Source organism: Streptomyces sp. SM11 (assembly GCF_002910905.1).
Classification (GTDB): Bacteria; Actinomycetota; Actinomycetes; order Streptomycetales; family Streptomycetaceae; genus Streptomyces.
The window spans coordinates 84,150-97,976 of record NZ_NEUE01000216.1 but is presented as its reverse complement, the minus strand read 5'-3'; the positions used below and the strand labels follow the sequence as shown (position 1 = coordinate 97,976).

Below are 13,827 nucleotides of genomic sequence, written 5' to 3'. Positions count from 1 at the left end.
CCCGCCGGAGCCACCGCTGCCGCAGGACGTGCCGGAGCCGGTGCCGCCCGCCCACCAGCCACCACCACCGGCCGTAACTCCGCTCGCGGAGCGCCGGCGTCCGGCGCGCGCATTCGACGAGTCGCTCCCGCCGCCGGTCACCCGCAGGACGACCAGCAGCCCTCCGCCGACGACCACGGCGACCAGCACCGCGATGAAGACGCCCATGCTCCCCACCCGCCTTTCTTCCCCCGAAGCGAGGTTCCCCGCCGCTTCCCCGTTGTTGTGTGACAAGGGGATTCCCCGGGCCTCCGCGCGCCAAAGCGGACTTGAGCAACTCCAGAGCTTCGGCCCAGGATCGCGCCCATGACACAAGGACGAGCGACACAGGGACGACCGCTGCTCAACCGCCGCCTCGCCACGTTCGGCACGACGATCTTCGCGGAGATGTCCGCGCTGGCCGTGCGGACCAACTCCATCAACCTCGGCCAGGGCTTCCCCGACACCGACGGCCCCGAGGAGATCCGGGAGGCGGCGGTCCGCGCACTGCGCGCCGGCCACGGCAACCAGTACCCGCCGGGCCCCGGCGTCCCGGACTGCGCAACGCCGTCGCCGCCCGTCAGGAGCGCTTCCACGGCCTGACCTGGCCGCCGGAGACCGAGTTCCTCGTGGCGACCGGCGGCACCGAGGCGATCGCCGCCTCCCTGCTCGCCCTCCTCGAACCGGGCGACGAGGTCATCGCGTTCGAGCCGTATCCGGCCTCCACTCTGCGAGTTCACTCGAAATGCGCGACTTCGTGTCGCACCGACCAGGGCCCACTGTCCGTCGGAGACGTCACTGGAGTAGAGCCCTCCGAGCGGTCCTCGCCCACCGTCGCTTGTTGCTGCTCCTGGGCATCGTGCATCTACGGTCAAGATCGCTCAGCGGATTCACCGGCACAACGCCTGTGCGATGTTCAGGCACGCTGACAACCCGTTCGAGGGGGCGGTCACAGGCTGCTGCCGCCGGCCGGCGTGGGCCTCAAACGCGCTCTTGGCGTCTCCGTGCTCCGCTGACCTGGGGCGACAGGGGACGGGCTCTCATGGGTCCCGGCAGTATCCGGATTCTTGGGGCCGAGTGTTCGATCGCGGGGTGTGCTGCCGGAGGCGCCGGTCGTTCCGGGTCCTCCTCGCTACTGTCGGCCGCTCCGAGCGCCTTCCCTGCCGCAGCGCACGAGCACGGGACAGCCGGGCGGGGTGCGCCGATACCGATCTCGTATGGCGGAACCGTGGGACTCTCCGGACGTAGGGCTGTCGCCGTGGCTGCGGTCGTGCTGACATCGCTCGGCGCTGGCAGCGCGGCCGGCGCCGCCGCAGCTTCCCCAGGCGCATCCGGATGCGCCTGGGGACAACGACTGCCGTCCGGAGCTGCGCCCAGTGCTGTTCTCCGTCAGCCAGGCGTCCATCAACATCCTGCAGATGCAACTGGAGAACTTGCACGCGACCGCCCTCGATGCCTACACGGGTGAGCCGCTCGCCGGCAGGCGGGTGCAGTTCCACACCAACGCCGGGCGCTACCTCGGCAGCGCCTGCACCAACGCCGACGGCGTCGCCGCGATCACCGCGTCGGAGAACTTCGAGCCCGGGACGTGGTCCGTGGATGGCGCCCGGCGACGGCGAGATCCCACCTCCCGCCCCGTGGGTGTACCGGTAGCAGGTCTCCGCCTCTTGGTCACAGCTCCGTCACCACCGGAACATGCGGCATCACGCGGCGTACGCGGGCCGTTACATTCGCATCTTCACGAACCGCACAAGGGGAACGCATGTCATACCAGCAGCCTCAGCCCGGCCAGCCGCAGCAACCGGGCTGGGGTCAGCAGCCGCCTCAGCCGCCGAAGAAGGGCAAGACCGGAAAGATCATCGGCTTCGGGTGCCTCGGCATCGTTGGCCTGTTCGTCCTCATCGCCGCAGTCGCCAGCGGCGGAGACGACAGCCCGGAATCCTCCACCGCCCCGCCGGCCGCCACCCAGGGCGACACCAAGAAGGACGAGCCGAAGGGAGGAGAACCCGCGAAGAAGGCCCCGGTGACAGTCACCGCCAAGCAGGTCGACTTCAGGAAGTCGGTCCTCGCCCAGGGCGACGACTACACCAGCGTCCAGGTCACCATCACGAACAACAGCAAGAACGACATCGACACCAACCCGCTGTACGTCACGATCACCGACACCGACGGCAGCAAGCACACCGCCGAACTCGGCGTTGATGAGGACCAGCTCGACACCGTCACCCTCGCTCCCGGAGAGAACGTCACCGGCACCATCACCGGCAAGGGCATCTTCGACGCCAAGTACGTCACGTACACCGACGGGCTCCTCGGTGACAGCGTCCGCGGCGACGTCACCTGATCGAGTGAACTGAGTCCCACCACAAAGCATCGGCCCCCTCGACCGCGCACCCAACGCCCACCTGCCGTTCGGGGCGGGCCGCCACTTGTGCCCTGCTTCGGCGATCTCGCGCGTCCATGCCGCCGAAGCCCTCACCGAACTCGTCGGCCTCGCGGTCAGGCAGCACGTCGACGCGCTCGCCTGTTGTCGGCGTCGACGATGATCGTGGCGCACCGGTGCCGGCTGCGCAGGGCGAAGTCGTCGACCCCGACCACGCGCGGAACTGGCACCGCCGGTGGGGGAATGCGCCGCAGCAGCCACAGGGCCGTGGCGAATGAAACGGTCACGGTCGGCGACCAGGTGAGCCGGGCTATGACCCGGATCGCCTCACCGTCGTCCACCACCTCCTCGACAGCCAACGGCGACAGCACCGAAAAAACGCTCCCAACAAGGGAGTTGACATCACGCATGCCATGCCAACGAGGCCCGTCGCGTGGCGTCACCACCGACTACGGGTCAGAGCTGAACGTTGTACGGACCCGGGCCCGGCCGTTGGTGAGGGCCGGGCCCGTCAGGAGCCGGTAGGCGTGCCGGCGATGAGCGTGAGTGCGGTGCGGGAGATCAGAGCATCCGTTGCGGGCGAGGGCTTACCCGCGATGCCGGAACGCATGAGTGCGCTTCCCTCAAGCAGCGCGATGAACACCTCGGCCCGTGCGCGGTGTTCATCGTCCGGCAGGTCGGGACGGGCGCGGCGAATCTGTTCGGTGACCAGGTCCGCGTACTGGCGGTAGAAGGCGCGCACGGCTGTGGCGATCGCCTCGTCCCGTGCCGCGAGGGCCCACAGTTCGGCGAATACCCGCACGAGGTCCGGGTCGTTCTGCTCGGCGAGCAGCAGGTCGATCAACCGCTCCGGGGGGCTGGCTGCTCCACCGCCGTCCGGCCCCAGGCCGGGGACCGATGCGGTCAGGCGGTCCAGAGAGCGACGCAGAAGGCGGTCGAGGAGCGCTTCGAGGAGGCTGTCGCGGTTGGGGAAGTAGTACTGGAGGTGGCCGAGGCTTACTCCGGCCGTATCTGCGACGGCACGCAGGGACAGTGCGGCGTGTCCGCTGCCGGTCAGCGTGACTTCGGCGGCATCCAGGAGCGCGGCTCGCCGGGCCGACCCCTTGGCGGTGCTCATGCGGCCGCCGGGCCTGCGTGGAGGGCGGAGACATCGACCTGTACGCCTGCCTCCGCCAGGGCCGGCAGGATCGTCTGGGGCAGGGGGTGAGACTCGGGGAACGCCAGACCCGGCCGGGCGGGTGCGCCGTCGGCACCGAGGACGCGGCGCAGGCCCATCAGGGCTCCGACGGCGGTCAGGCGGGCCTGGCCGCCCGGGTCGGTGACCGTGGCCGACAGTACGCCGCGCGGACCTTCGACCTCGACGCGCAGGGCAGCGGTACCGCCTTCGCCGGGCGCGTAGAGCAGCCGCTGCCGGACCGGCCGCCAGCGCTCGCCACGGGCGTGGCGGAAGAAGCCGACACGGCCCAGAGCGACCAGGACGGAGGTCGAGGCGGTGCTGCTGAAACCGATGCGGGCGGTCACGGTACGCGCCCCGAGGGTCAGCGGCAGGGTGAACTGCTCAGGTGTGTCGATCCTGGCGACCTTGGTGCGGTGCTCGCCGATCGTCAGCGTCCGCGTGCTGGTCAGCGGCGCGACCGCCGCCGCCCGGCCGCCCTCGCGTACCTCGAAGTCGATACCCAGCCGGTCCATGAACTCCACCGAGTCCACCCCGGCGCGGTCGGCCAGGTCGTAGCGGATCGCAGTCTCCACACGGTCGGCCCCGCCCAGACGCTCCGCGAGCGCGGCGGCGACGAGCGGCACCACCCCGCCCATCCACCCCGAGGAGAGCAGGACCGGTGCAGACGCCCGTGCCCCGTCCGGGCCGAGCGAGGCCAGCGCCGCCGCGCGCTGCACCCGGGAGGTCCAGCGCGTCACATCGACGTACGGGACACCTCCGTCGAGAGTCGCCCGCAGCACCCGGTCGTCCGGATCGTTGACCACGCCCACCACGGCCCGCACCGAAGCACGGAAGGGAACCGGATCGCCGAGATCCCACCGGCGCGCCTCCGCGCCGAGCTCGCCGCACAGCTCCCTGGCCTTCTCCGGAGAGCGGCCCACCAGCAGCAGCGGCCACCGCCCGGCCACCACCCTCGCCAGTTCCGCCCCCACCGTTCCATATCCACCGACGAGGAGAACCGGTCCGTCGGGGTCATGCACCAGCTGATCGTTGTCCATACCCACACTATAGGTCATCTGACCTAGAAGGGTGTGGGGCGGGGTCCGGCATGCGACTTCAGCGGCGATGAAGACGGGCCGCGGTCCATGGGGACCGGTTCGGAAGCCGGACATCGCACACCAGGCCCAGGCCGCCGCCTCGACCCGAAGCGCCGCACGGGCCGCCGAGCGCCACCCCCTCTCCTGGCGGCAACACGACCGCATGGTTGAATGCTAAATATTCACTGGCTGAAAAGAGCCGGTGCACCTGTGCGGCGGCGAATGTCTCGAAGCCACTTCCGCCAGTCCGAAGACACCAGCCCCGTGCTGCCTCGGACGACAGTTCCGCAGCCACCACCGGCCGTCTGCAAAGGATTCCTGTTGTGGAAACCACCGTCTCCAACTTCCACTACGGGGCAGTGACCCCGGTCGCTGCTTTCCTGATGGCCTGCCTGGGCGCGGCTCTGGGGCTGCGGTGTACGACCCGCGCGATCCGGCGCGATACGAACCGGGTCGGCTGGCTCGCCCTGGGTTCGGTGTCGATCGGCTGCGGTATCTGGACCATGCACTTCATCGCCATGGCCGGATTCACCATCGACGGCATGTCGATGAAGTACGACTCCGTCATGACCCTGCTCAGCCTTCTGGTCGCGATAGCCGTGGTTGCCGTAGGCGTTTTCCTCGTCGGGTTCCGCGGACCGGGGACCGTGGTGCTGACTACGGCCGGGGTGTTCACGGGGCTGGGCGTCGCGGCGATGCACTATCTCGGCATGGCCGCCATGCACACTCCCGACGACCTGCGGTACTCGTACGCGACGGTGGCCCTGTCGATCCTCATCGCGGTCGTGGCCGCGACCGCCGCACTCTGGGCGGCGGTTTCCGTACATGGGCTCTGGGCAAGCCTCGGTGCCAGCCTGATCATGGGCGTGGCCGTGACCGGCATGCACTACACCGGAATGGCGGCGCTCGACGTCCCCTCCGGCAGCCACGGAGCCGGCACGCAGTCCTCGGTGAGCCTGCTGTCGTTCCTGCTCGTCATGCTCACCGGCCCCCTGGCAGCCCTCATCGTCTCCGCCGTGATCGTCATCTTCGACGGGGACGTCATCATGGGATCCGATGAACGCGGCACACACTCGCGACTGCGACACACATCCCCACCGCCCTGGCAGGCAGAAACGGTCCCGCCTCCCATCGCGACCCACGCAACTGACACCACCGCGGGCATGGGGAGTGTTCAATGAACGGCGGATCCGATGATCAGGGAGACGCCAGATGTGCGACATCTCGGCAAAGGCCGGCATCCTCCGGGAGCCGACCACGAAGCCGGCGGAGCAGGGAACCGGGGCTCCTCACCCTGCCGAGGTCCCCGCGCCCGGAGTGAGCGGGACCGGTCATGCGCCAGGATGGCCCCCGGAGTATCGACGAGGACACGAGTGAGGACGGTGGAGACGTGCGTACCAGGCCACTGATGAACCGAAGGCTGGACGGGCTCGGGACAACGATCTTCGCGGAGATGTCGGCACTGGCCACCGCGACGGGCGCGATCAACCTGGGTCAGGGCTTCCCCGACACCGACGGCCCCGAGGAGATCCGCGAGGCCGCCGTCCGCGCCTTGCGGGACGGGAAGGGAAACCAGTACCCACCCGGCCCGGGGGTTCCGGAACTGCGCGCTGCGATCTCCGAGCACCAGCAGCGCTTCTACGGTCTCCCCTTCGACCCCGACACCGAGGTCCTGGTCACTGCCGGCGCCACCGAGGCCATTGCCGCCACCATGCTGGCACTCCTGGAACCTGGCGACGAGGTGATCGCCTTCGAACCCTTCTACGACTCCTACGCCGCCTGTATCGCCATGGCCGGCGCGAAGCGCGTGCCGCTCACTCTGCGCGCCCCGTCCTTCCGCCCGGACCTGGACGAGCTCCGGGCCAAGATCACTCCGCAGACCCGCCTCCTGCTCATCAACACCCCGCACAACCCGACCGGGATGGTCCTCTCCGCCGAAGAGCAGGACGCCATTGCCGCACTCGCCGTCGAGCACGACCTGCTCGTTGTTACCGACGAGGTGTACGAGCACCTGGTCTATGAGGGCGCGCATCGCCCCATCGCGGCCCTTCCCGGCATGCGTGAGCGCACCGTCTCCATCTCATCCGCCGGCAAGACCTTCTCGTTCACCGGATGGAAGGTCGGCTGGGTCACCGGAGAAGCGCCGCTGGTGGCGGCCGTGCGCGCGGCGAAGCAGTATCTGACCTTCGTGAGCGGGGGCCCGTTCCAGTACGCGATCGCCGAGGCGCTGGCCCTGCCCGACGCCTTCTTCACCGACTTCCGGGAGGGCATGCGCCGCAAGCGGGACCTGCTGGCGAAGGGACTGCGCGCCGCGGGCTTCCGGGTGTACGAGCCGGCGGGGACGTACTTCATCACCACCGACATCTCCCCGTTCGGCGACGAGGACGCGGGCGCCTTCTGCCGCGCGCTTCCCGAACGCTGCGGGGTGGCGGCGGTGCCGAACTCGGCCTTCTACGACGACTCGGAGGCGGGCCGCAGCCAGGTCCGCTTCACCTTCTGCAAGAAGGACGACGTCCTGGAGGAGGCGGTGGAGCGGCTGGCGCGGCTGTGACGGCCACCGGCCTGGCGGCCCTTCCCTCTTCCGGTCCGTGAGCGGTCCGAGCAGGATCACCGGCGGATGCGAAGGGGGCCGGTACCAGCGGAATCCCGTCTCCCGGAACGGTGCCGCAACGGCGGACGGCCCGGGAGACGGTCGTGATGACCGTCTCCCGGGCCGCTGCCGTGGGCCGGGGGCGTCAGGCGCCCGCGGGCTCCTCGCCGTCCTTCTCGCCCTCGGCGGGCTGGATGCCGAGGCGCTCGACGAGCCACTTGTCGAACTCGATCGAGGCGCGCACCCAGCTCACCGTCGAGGAGACGAAGTGCTCCAGGCTGACGCCGGTGCCGATGAGCATCTGCGCCTCACCGATCAGCCGGACAGTACCCGCCTCGCCCTCCTCGCCCTCGTGGGCGTGGGTGTAGACCTTGGGCCACAGGGTGCGGCGGTTCCAGTCGTCGATGGCGTCCAGCAGGACCGGACGCTGGTCGAGCGCGTGGGGGCGGTCGTAGAACGTACGGACCGAGAAGACCTGCTGCTCGTCCTCGCCCCGGAACATGAAGTACGTCCGGAACTCCTCCCACGGAGCCGCGAGGTCGCCCTCGTCGTCGACGACGTACTTCAGCTCCATCTGGTCGAGGAGCTGCTTGACGAGGTCCTGGTCAGGGACGACGGGGCCCTCCGGTCCTGCCGCCTGCGGTTCGGGCTGGCCCCCGAAATTAGGAATCGAGGACGGATCGATGCTCACCGTTATTTCCCTTCGTGACGATTGCGGCCATCCTCTCCCATGGCGGGCGGGGCATGGCAAGCCCTGGCGGCCCCGATCCGCCACAAGCTGACAGACAGCGCGTGGGGACGGGGCCCGCCGGGCGGTCACTCACCGTGTGTGTGACCGCCACTGGCCTGCGGTGACGAAGCGGGGCCGACGATCAGCCCGCCCTCGGCCCGGTCCACCCGTACGGTGTCGCCGTCGCGGACCTCGCCGGACAGGATCTCCTTGGCGAGCCGGTCGCCGATCGCCGTCTGGATGAGCCGGCGCAGCGGCCGCGCCCCGTACGCCGGGTCGTTGCCCTCCTCGGCGAGCCAGGTCAGCGCCTCGGGCGAGACCTCCAGGGTGAGCCGCCGCTCGGCCAGCCGGGCTGCCAGCCGGTCGATCTGCAGGCCGGCGATGTGCGCGAGTTCGTCGCCGGACAGGGCGGAGAAGACCACCAGGTCGTCGAGCCGGTTGATGAACTCCGGCTTGAAGGAGGCCCGCACCACGTCCAGCACCTGCTGCTTCTTGGCCTCGGGCTTGACCAGGGGGTCCATCAGGAACTGGGAGCCGAGGTTGGAGGTGAGGACGAGGATGGTGTTGCGGAAGTCGACCGTGCGGCCCTGCCCGTCGGTGAGCCGGCCGTCGTCGAGGACCTGGAGCAGGATGTCGAAGACCTCGGGATGGGCCTTCTCCACCTCGTCCAGGAGCACGACGCTGTACGGGCGGCGGCGGACGGCCTCGGTGAGCTGACCGCCCTCCTCGTAACCGACGTAACCGGGCGGGGCCCCGACCAGGCGGGCGACGCTGTGCTTCTCGCCGTACTCGCTCATGTCGATACGGATCATGGCCCGCTCGTCGTCGAACAGGAAGTCCGCGAGCGCCTTGGCCAGCTCGGTCTTGCCGACGCCGGTGGGCCCGAGGAAGAGAAACGATCCGGTGGGCCGGTCGGGGTCCGCGATCCCGGCCCTGGTCCGGCGTACGGCGTCGGAGACGGCCTGCACGGCCTGACTCTGCCCGATCAGCCGCTTGCCCAGCTCGGACTCCATCCGCAGCAGCTTCTGCGTCTCACCTTCCAGCAGCCGGCCGGCCGGGATGCCGGTCCAGGCGCCGACGACGTCCGCGATGTCGTCCGGGCCGACCTCCTCCTTGACCATGGTGTCCTTGGAGGCCTCCTGCTCCGCCTCGGCGGCCTCCTCCAGCTCCCGTTCCAGGCCGGGGATCTCCCCGTACAGCAGCTTGGAGGCGGCGTCGAAGTCGCCTTCGCGCTGGGCGCGTTCGGCCAGTCCCCGCAGGTCGTCGAGGCGCTCCTTGAGCTCACCGACCCGGTTGAGCCCCTGCTTCTCCTTCTCCCAGCGGGCGTTGAGGCCGCGCAGCTCCTCCTCCTTGTCGGCTAGGTCGCGGCGCAGCTTCTCCAGGCGCTGCCTGGAGGCGGGGTCGGACTCGTTCTTGAGCGCCAGCTCCTCCATGCGCAACCGGTCGACGGAGCGCTGGAGTTCGTCGATCTCCAGGGGCGAGGAGTCGATCTCCATACGGAGCCGGGAGGCGGCCTCGTCGACGAGGTCGATGGCCTTGTCGGGGAGGAAGCGGGAGGTGATGTAACGGTCGGAGAGGGTGGCGGCGGCCACCAGCGCCGAGTCCGCGATCTGGACCTTGTGGTGGGCCTCGTACCGGCCCTTGAGCCCGCGCAGGATGGCGATGGTGTCCTCGACGGAGGGCTCGGCGACCAGCACCTGCTGGAAACGCCGCTCCAGGGCGGGGTCCTTCTCGATGCGCTCGCGGTACTCGTCGAGCGTCGTCGCGCCGACCATCCGCAGCTCACCGCGGGCCAGCATCGGCTTGAGCATGTTGCCCGCGTCCATGGCGGAGTCGCCGCCCGCGCCCGCGCCGACGACGGTGTGCAGCTCGTCGATGAACGTGATGACGCGGCCGTCGCTCTCCTTGATCTCGGAGAGGACGGCCTTCAGACGCTCCTCGAACTCACCGCGGTACTTCGCACCCGCGACCATGGCGCCGAGGTCCAGCGAGACGAGCCGCTTGTTCTTCAGGCTCTCGGGAACGTCACCCTTGACGATGCGCTGGGCGAGCCCCTCGACGACGGCGGTCTTGCCGACACCGGGCTCACCGATGAGGACGGGGTTGTTCTTCGTCCGGCGGGACAGCACCTGCACGACGCGGCGGATCTCCTGGTCCCGGCCGATAACCGGGTCCAGCTTGCCCTCGCGCGCGGCGGCCGTGAAGTCGGTGCCGAACTTCTCCAGGGCCTTGTACTGACCCTCCGGGTCGGGTGTGGTCACCCGGCGCCCTCCCCTGCTCGTCTCGAATGCGGCCAGCAGCTTCTTGGCACCGGCGCCCTGCCCGTCGAGGATCTCACCGGCACGGCCGCCCTTGGCGGCGATGCCGATCAGCAGGTGCTCGGTGGAGATGTAGTCGTCGCCCAGTTCCTTCGCCCGCTGGGCGGCGTCCTGGATGACGGCGAGCAGCTCACGGTTGGGCTGCGGCGGGGCCACGGTGGAACCGGTGACACTCGGCAGGGTCCCGAGCAGCCGCTCGGTCTCGCCCCGCACGGCGGCCTGATCGGCCTCGACGGCGGCGAGCAGGTCGACGATGTTCGCGCTTGCCTGTCGGCCCTCACCCTCCAGCAGCGCGAGCAGCAGATGCCCCGGGGTGAGGTCGGGGTGCCCGTCCTTCACGGCCCTGCCGGTCGCCGCGTTGATGGCGTCCCGGCTCTTGTTGGTCAGCTCGGCGTCCACGTGTGGATACTCCTCCTCGCAGCTGGTGAGTCATGCGTCAGCCCTGTGTTGGCCCAATAGCCATGTGTTGACTTAATCAACCTGCACAAAGTTGAGTCTATTCCACTCAAGGCGATACGCGCACGCGCTGCGGGCCCTCGGCGACGGCGCTCGTACGCGTGACGCGGTGCGCGCCCTCCGCGACGGTGCTCGTACGCTGCCCCCATGGCAGACGTACACGATCCCGCTCCCGCATACGTCGCGTTCTGGCGCGAGAGCCACCTGTCCACCCTGACGACCCCCCGCCCCGACGGCACGCCACACGTGGTGCCGGTGTGCGTGACGTACGACCCGGAGGCCGGGGTGGCGCGCGTGATCACCGACGGGGGCAGCCGCAAGGTCGCCCACATCCGCGCCGCCGGCCCCGGCGGGGCACGCGTGGCCGTCTGCCAGACCGACCGGGCCCGCTGGGCGACCCTGGAGGGCCGCGCGGTCATCCGCACCGAACCGGAGGCCGTCGCGGACGCGGAGGCCCGCCACGAGGAGCGCTACGGCCGCGCCCCACGGATCAACCCGACCCGGGTCGTCATCGAGATCACCCTCGACCGGGCGCTCGGCAAGGCCTGACCACCCCTGGACACCCGCCCCTCCGGACGGGAACAGCACAACGGCACCACCGTGTTCAGGTCACGGTGGCGCCGCTGTGTGGGGGAAGCGCCGGAGCGATGGGTGACGACGGGGGAATCGCTCAGGCACTGCGGGGGGTGGCGGAAAGGGGTTCTGCGTCGAACAGCTCGTGGTCCCGCTGATCGAGATTGACGAAGATCATGCCGTACCTGACGGCACAGCGGACCGGCTGCGGCGCACCGCGGGGCCGGCGCAGACAGCGATAGGCGCGGACATCCTCGTCCTCTTCCATCACCACGACGATCGGCTCTCCGAACAGGGTGACCATCAACGAGTCGCCACGGCGGGGGAGGGCCGTGAGCAGATCGATGAAATGCCACCCTGAGCGATAGGCGGTTGCCATCTCGCGCCGGAAGGTGCGGTCGTCCGGCGGGGTACTCATGCGACCGTACGGGCCGAACCGACGCCCCAGGTGATATCGCCGGGCACAGCCGCCTGCGCCGTCGGCGCCGATTCGGCCGCCGGGGCGCCCCAAGTAATGTCCTCGGCCCCCTGTCCGGACAGGACCCCGAAGGCCAAGGTCGCTACGAACGCAGTGGCAAGCACCGAGCGAAGCATTCGCTTATACATTTCGGCTTCGTCCTCACTTGATGGATTCATCTCCCCCGCACCAAGACGATGTCCCACCTGGGCACGCGAACACCACTGGGTCGATGCATCATGTTCCTGTAGGTTCAGGAACATGGGGGGTGGAGATATGGCCACAAGCGAGTCAAAAGCGGCACATCCTCACGGCATCACCGAACTATGCGATGCGGGACAGCGCCTCTACGCCCATGCCTTGCGATCCGGCCGCATACCTCGCGCCGACGCCGAACCAGCCCCGTGCCTGATGGACTTCGCCCTGCTCCACCCGGATCCCGACGACCCCGCCTGGCTCCGCCCGGTGCCGCCCTCCGCCGCCCTCGCGCAGCGACTGCATCCCATAGAGCGCGAAATCCAGGAGCGCAGACGGCATTCCCTGGACCTGACCGAGTCCTTCGAACCCTTCATGGATATCAGCGCCCAGGATCCCCCCACCACCCACGCCATCACCGTGCTGGAGGGCAGCACACGCATCAACGCCGCCATCGACGTGGCCACCGCCGAATGCCACTACGAGGTACTCACCGTCCAGCCCGGGGGCGGCCGCAGTGAGGACATCCTCAGCAAGGGGCTCGAACGTGGCAAGGCCGTGGTCGACCGGGGCGTCGGGATCCGTACCCTCTACCAGCACACCGTGCGACACCACCAGGGCACGTTCGCCTACGCGGAGCGTCTCGCCGAAGGGGTCGAGATCCGCACCCTCGAGGAACTGGTCGAGCGCATGCTCATCTTCGACCGCACCGTCGCGTTCATACCCGCCCAGGACGACCGGACCGTCGCTCTGGAGCTTCGGCACCCGGGGCTCGTCTCCTACCTCATCAGGGTCTTCGAGCAGCTCTGGCAGCGCGCTACCCCACTCCTGGAGGAGGTCCTCTACGACCCCACTCCAGCAGGAATAAGCGGCGTCCAGCGATCCATCGCCCAGCTCCTCGTAGCGGGTCACGTCGATGACTCGATCGCCCGTCGCCTCGGCATGAACGTCCGGACCTGCCGGGCACACATCGCCAAGATGAACACCACGCTCGGCAGCACCAGCCGAGCCCAACTCGGATACCTGATCGCGCGGTCGGGAATCCTGGAAGCGGATTCCTGACCGCGCCACGAAGTTCTGCGGGCACCAGCCGTCCCGCCGACCAGGAACCGGCACCGGGCCGCACCGGACTCCCCCGTCACCGCCGTCCGAGTCGGCATCGCCCGCCTCCTCACCGTCGCGTCCCTGCGAGAATGGCGTACGTCAGTCCTGACCGACCTGACGGCCTCCCTCCGCGCAACAGAACGACCACTAAGCCCAGATGACCGACACCGCCCCCATACCCACCGCCGTCGAGGACGACCACCACGGGGACATTCTGGTCGAACTCACGGGCGAGTAAGGCGAGATGCTCGTCGTGAGCGGCGAGAGAATCCCTCGCGTCGTCCTCACCCGCGCCCCCGGCGCGGAGATCGACGACCACATCGTCACCGGCACCCGCGACCCCCGCCGGCTCACGCTCACGGTGGACGGCCGGGAGACGACGATCGCACCCGGCAAGGGGAAACTCCGCCGCCGCTCCTACCAGGTCGACGTCCGCTGTGCGGGTACGTCCTACCGACTCGTCCCCGACTCGATCCCGAGCAGCCGGCTGACCCGCGACGGAAAGCACATCGGGGACTTCTCCTCGGACGGCGACCGGCGGGTCATCGCCGCGTGGCGGGACGGGGTCGTCGTCGAGCCGGCCGACGCGGCGGTCGGCTGCGCGCTGGCCGCCGCGTTCGGCACCGGCGGCCAGCCGATGTGGATGATGGCGGTCGACGCGATCAGCACCGCCCTGCCGTAGACCCGGGGTGCGCGCGAAGGGGCCGGGAGAGCGGACGAACGCTCTCCCGGCCCCGTAACGCGAGGACA

12 protein-coding genes and 2 pseudogenes are annotated in these 13,827 nt (G+C 69.5%); 7 read left to right on the top strand and 7 right to left on the bottom strand.

What is annotated here, in order from left to right; translation table 11 throughout:
- A partial coding sequence (locus B9S58_RS22240; protein ID WP_103533847.1) for a hypothetical protein occupies positions 1-207 on the bottom strand: 207 nt, incomplete at its 3' end.
- Positions 208-345: 138 nt separating this feature from the next.
- Here B9S58_RS22240 and B9S58_RS22235 point away from each other — a divergent pair.
- Both B9S58_RS22235 and B9S58_RS22230 read left to right on the top strand, forming a co-directional pair.
- Positions 346-738, top strand: a pseudogene (locus B9S58_RS22235) (aminotransferase class I/II-fold pyridoxal phosphate-dependent enzyme); the annotation flags it as partial.
- A gap of 1,042 nt (positions 739-1,780) precedes the next feature.
- A complete protein-coding gene (locus B9S58_RS22230; RefSeq protein ID WP_103533846.1) occupies positions 1,781-2,362 on the top strand; it encodes a DUF4352 domain-containing protein in 582 nt (193 codons plus the stop codon).
- Between the two features lie 145 nt (positions 2,363-2,507).
- On the opposite strand, the pseudogene B9S58_RS22225 reads toward B9S58_RS22230, so the two are convergent.
- From B9S58_RS22225 to B9S58_RS22215, 3 genes and pseudogenes are all read right to left on the bottom strand, one after another.
- A pseudogene (locus tag B9S58_RS22225) lies at positions 2,508-2,721 on the bottom strand (ISL3 family transposase); the annotation flags it as partial.
- A gap of 191 nt (positions 2,722-2,912) precedes the next feature.
- Positions 2,913-3,518: a TetR/AcrR family transcriptional regulator gene (locus B9S58_RS22220; protein ID WP_103533845.1), complete on the bottom strand. Its 606-nt coding sequence runs from the start codon at positions 3,516-3,518 to the stop codon at positions 2,913-2,915.
- Complete coding sequence (locus B9S58_RS22215; protein ID WP_103533844.1) at positions 3,515-4,615, bottom strand: saccharopine dehydrogenase; 1,101 nt, start codon at positions 4,613-4,615, stop codon at positions 3,515-3,517. The genes B9S58_RS22220 and B9S58_RS22215 overlap by 4 nt, the downstream gene beginning before the upstream one ends.
- A 362-nt stretch (positions 4,616-4,977) precedes the next feature.
- Between B9S58_RS22215 and B9S58_RS22210 the strand changes: the two genes are divergently transcribed.
- Both B9S58_RS22210 and B9S58_RS22205 read left to right on the top strand, forming a co-directional pair.
- Entirely contained in the window at positions 4,978-5,835 is an 858-nt protein-coding gene (locus tag B9S58_RS22210; protein WP_103533843.1) for an MHYT domain-containing protein, read from the top strand.
- 227 nt (positions 5,836-6,062) lie between these two features.
- Positions 6,063-7,205, top strand: coding sequence for a pyridoxal phosphate-dependent aminotransferase (locus B9S58_RS22205; protein ID WP_258044878.1), 1,143 nt, complete (start codon positions 6,063-6,065; stop codon positions 7,203-7,205).
- A 184-nt stretch (positions 7,206-7,389) separates the two neighbouring features.
- Here B9S58_RS22205 and B9S58_RS22200 read toward each other — a convergent pair whose 3' ends face one another.
- Positions 7,390-7,935 (bottom strand): YbjN domain-containing protein, encoded by a 546-nt coding sequence (locus B9S58_RS22200; RefSeq protein WP_103533841.1) that lies wholly within the window; start codon positions 7,933-7,935, stop codon positions 7,390-7,392.
- Positions 7,936-8,060: 125 nt separating this feature from the next.
- Positions 8,061-10,691: an ATP-dependent chaperone ClpB gene (clpB, locus tag B9S58_RS22195; protein WP_103533840.1), complete on the bottom strand. Its 2,631-nt coding sequence runs from the start codon at positions 10,689-10,691 to the stop codon at positions 8,061-8,063.
- Between the two features lie 204 nt (positions 10,692-10,895).
- On the opposite strand from clpB, the gene B9S58_RS22190 reads away from it, so the two are divergent.
- Positions 10,896-11,297: a pyridoxamine 5'-phosphate oxidase family protein gene (locus tag B9S58_RS22190; RefSeq protein WP_103533839.1), complete on the top strand. Its 402-nt coding sequence runs from the start codon at positions 10,896-10,898 to the stop codon at positions 11,295-11,297.
- Positions 11,298-11,418: 121 nt separating this feature from the next.
- On the opposite strand, the gene B9S58_RS22185 is transcribed toward B9S58_RS22190, so the two are convergent.
- Entirely contained in the window at positions 11,419-11,739 is a 321-nt protein-coding gene (locus B9S58_RS22185; RefSeq protein WP_003967571.1) for a hypothetical protein, read from the bottom strand.
- A gap of 450 nt (positions 11,740-12,189) precedes the next feature.
- Between B9S58_RS22185 and B9S58_RS22175 the strand changes: the two genes are divergently transcribed.
- On the top strand, positions 12,190-13,035 hold the full coding sequence (locus B9S58_RS22175) for a helix-turn-helix transcriptional regulator (protein ID WP_103533837.1): 846 nt from the start codon (positions 12,190-12,192) through the stop codon (positions 13,033-13,035).
- A 295-nt stretch (positions 13,036-13,330) separates the two neighbouring features.
- The gene (locus B9S58_RS22170) at positions 13,331-13,759 is read left to right on the top strand and encodes a hypothetical protein (RefSeq protein WP_374935702.1); all 429 of its coding nucleotides are present in this window, start codon (positions 13,331-13,333) and stop codon (positions 13,757-13,759) included.
- Positions 13,760-13,827: the final 68 nt, after the last annotated feature.

Bases quoted from the DNA above. Each gene is read 5' to 3' on its own strand.
- B9S58_RS22230 (WP_103533846.1), top strand. From the start codon at position 1,781: ATGTCATACCAGCAGCCTCAGCCCGGCCAGCCGCAGCAACCGGGCTGG.
- B9S58_RS22220 (WP_103533845.1), bottom strand. From the start codon at position 3,518: ATGAGCACCGCCAAGGGGTCGGCCCGGCGAGCCGCGCTCCTGGATGCC.
- B9S58_RS22215 (WP_103533844.1), bottom strand. From the start codon at position 4,615: ATGGACAACGATCAGCTGGTGCATGACCCCGACGGACCGGTTCTCCTC.
- B9S58_RS22190 (WP_103533839.1), top strand. From the start codon at position 10,896: ATGGCAGACGTACACGATCCCGCTCCCGCATACGTCGCGTTCTGGCGC.
- B9S58_RS22175 (WP_103533837.1), top strand. From the start codon at position 12,190: ATGGACTTCGCCCTGCTCCACCCGGATCCCGACGACCCCGCCTGGCTC.
- B9S58_RS22185 (WP_003967571.1), bottom strand. From the start codon at position 11,739: ATGAGTACCCCGCCGGACGACCGCACCTTCCGGCGCGAGATGGCAACC.
- B9S58_RS22205 (WP_258044878.1), top strand. From the start codon at position 6,063: ATGAACCGAAGGCTGGACGGGCTCGGGACAACGATCTTCGCGGAGATG.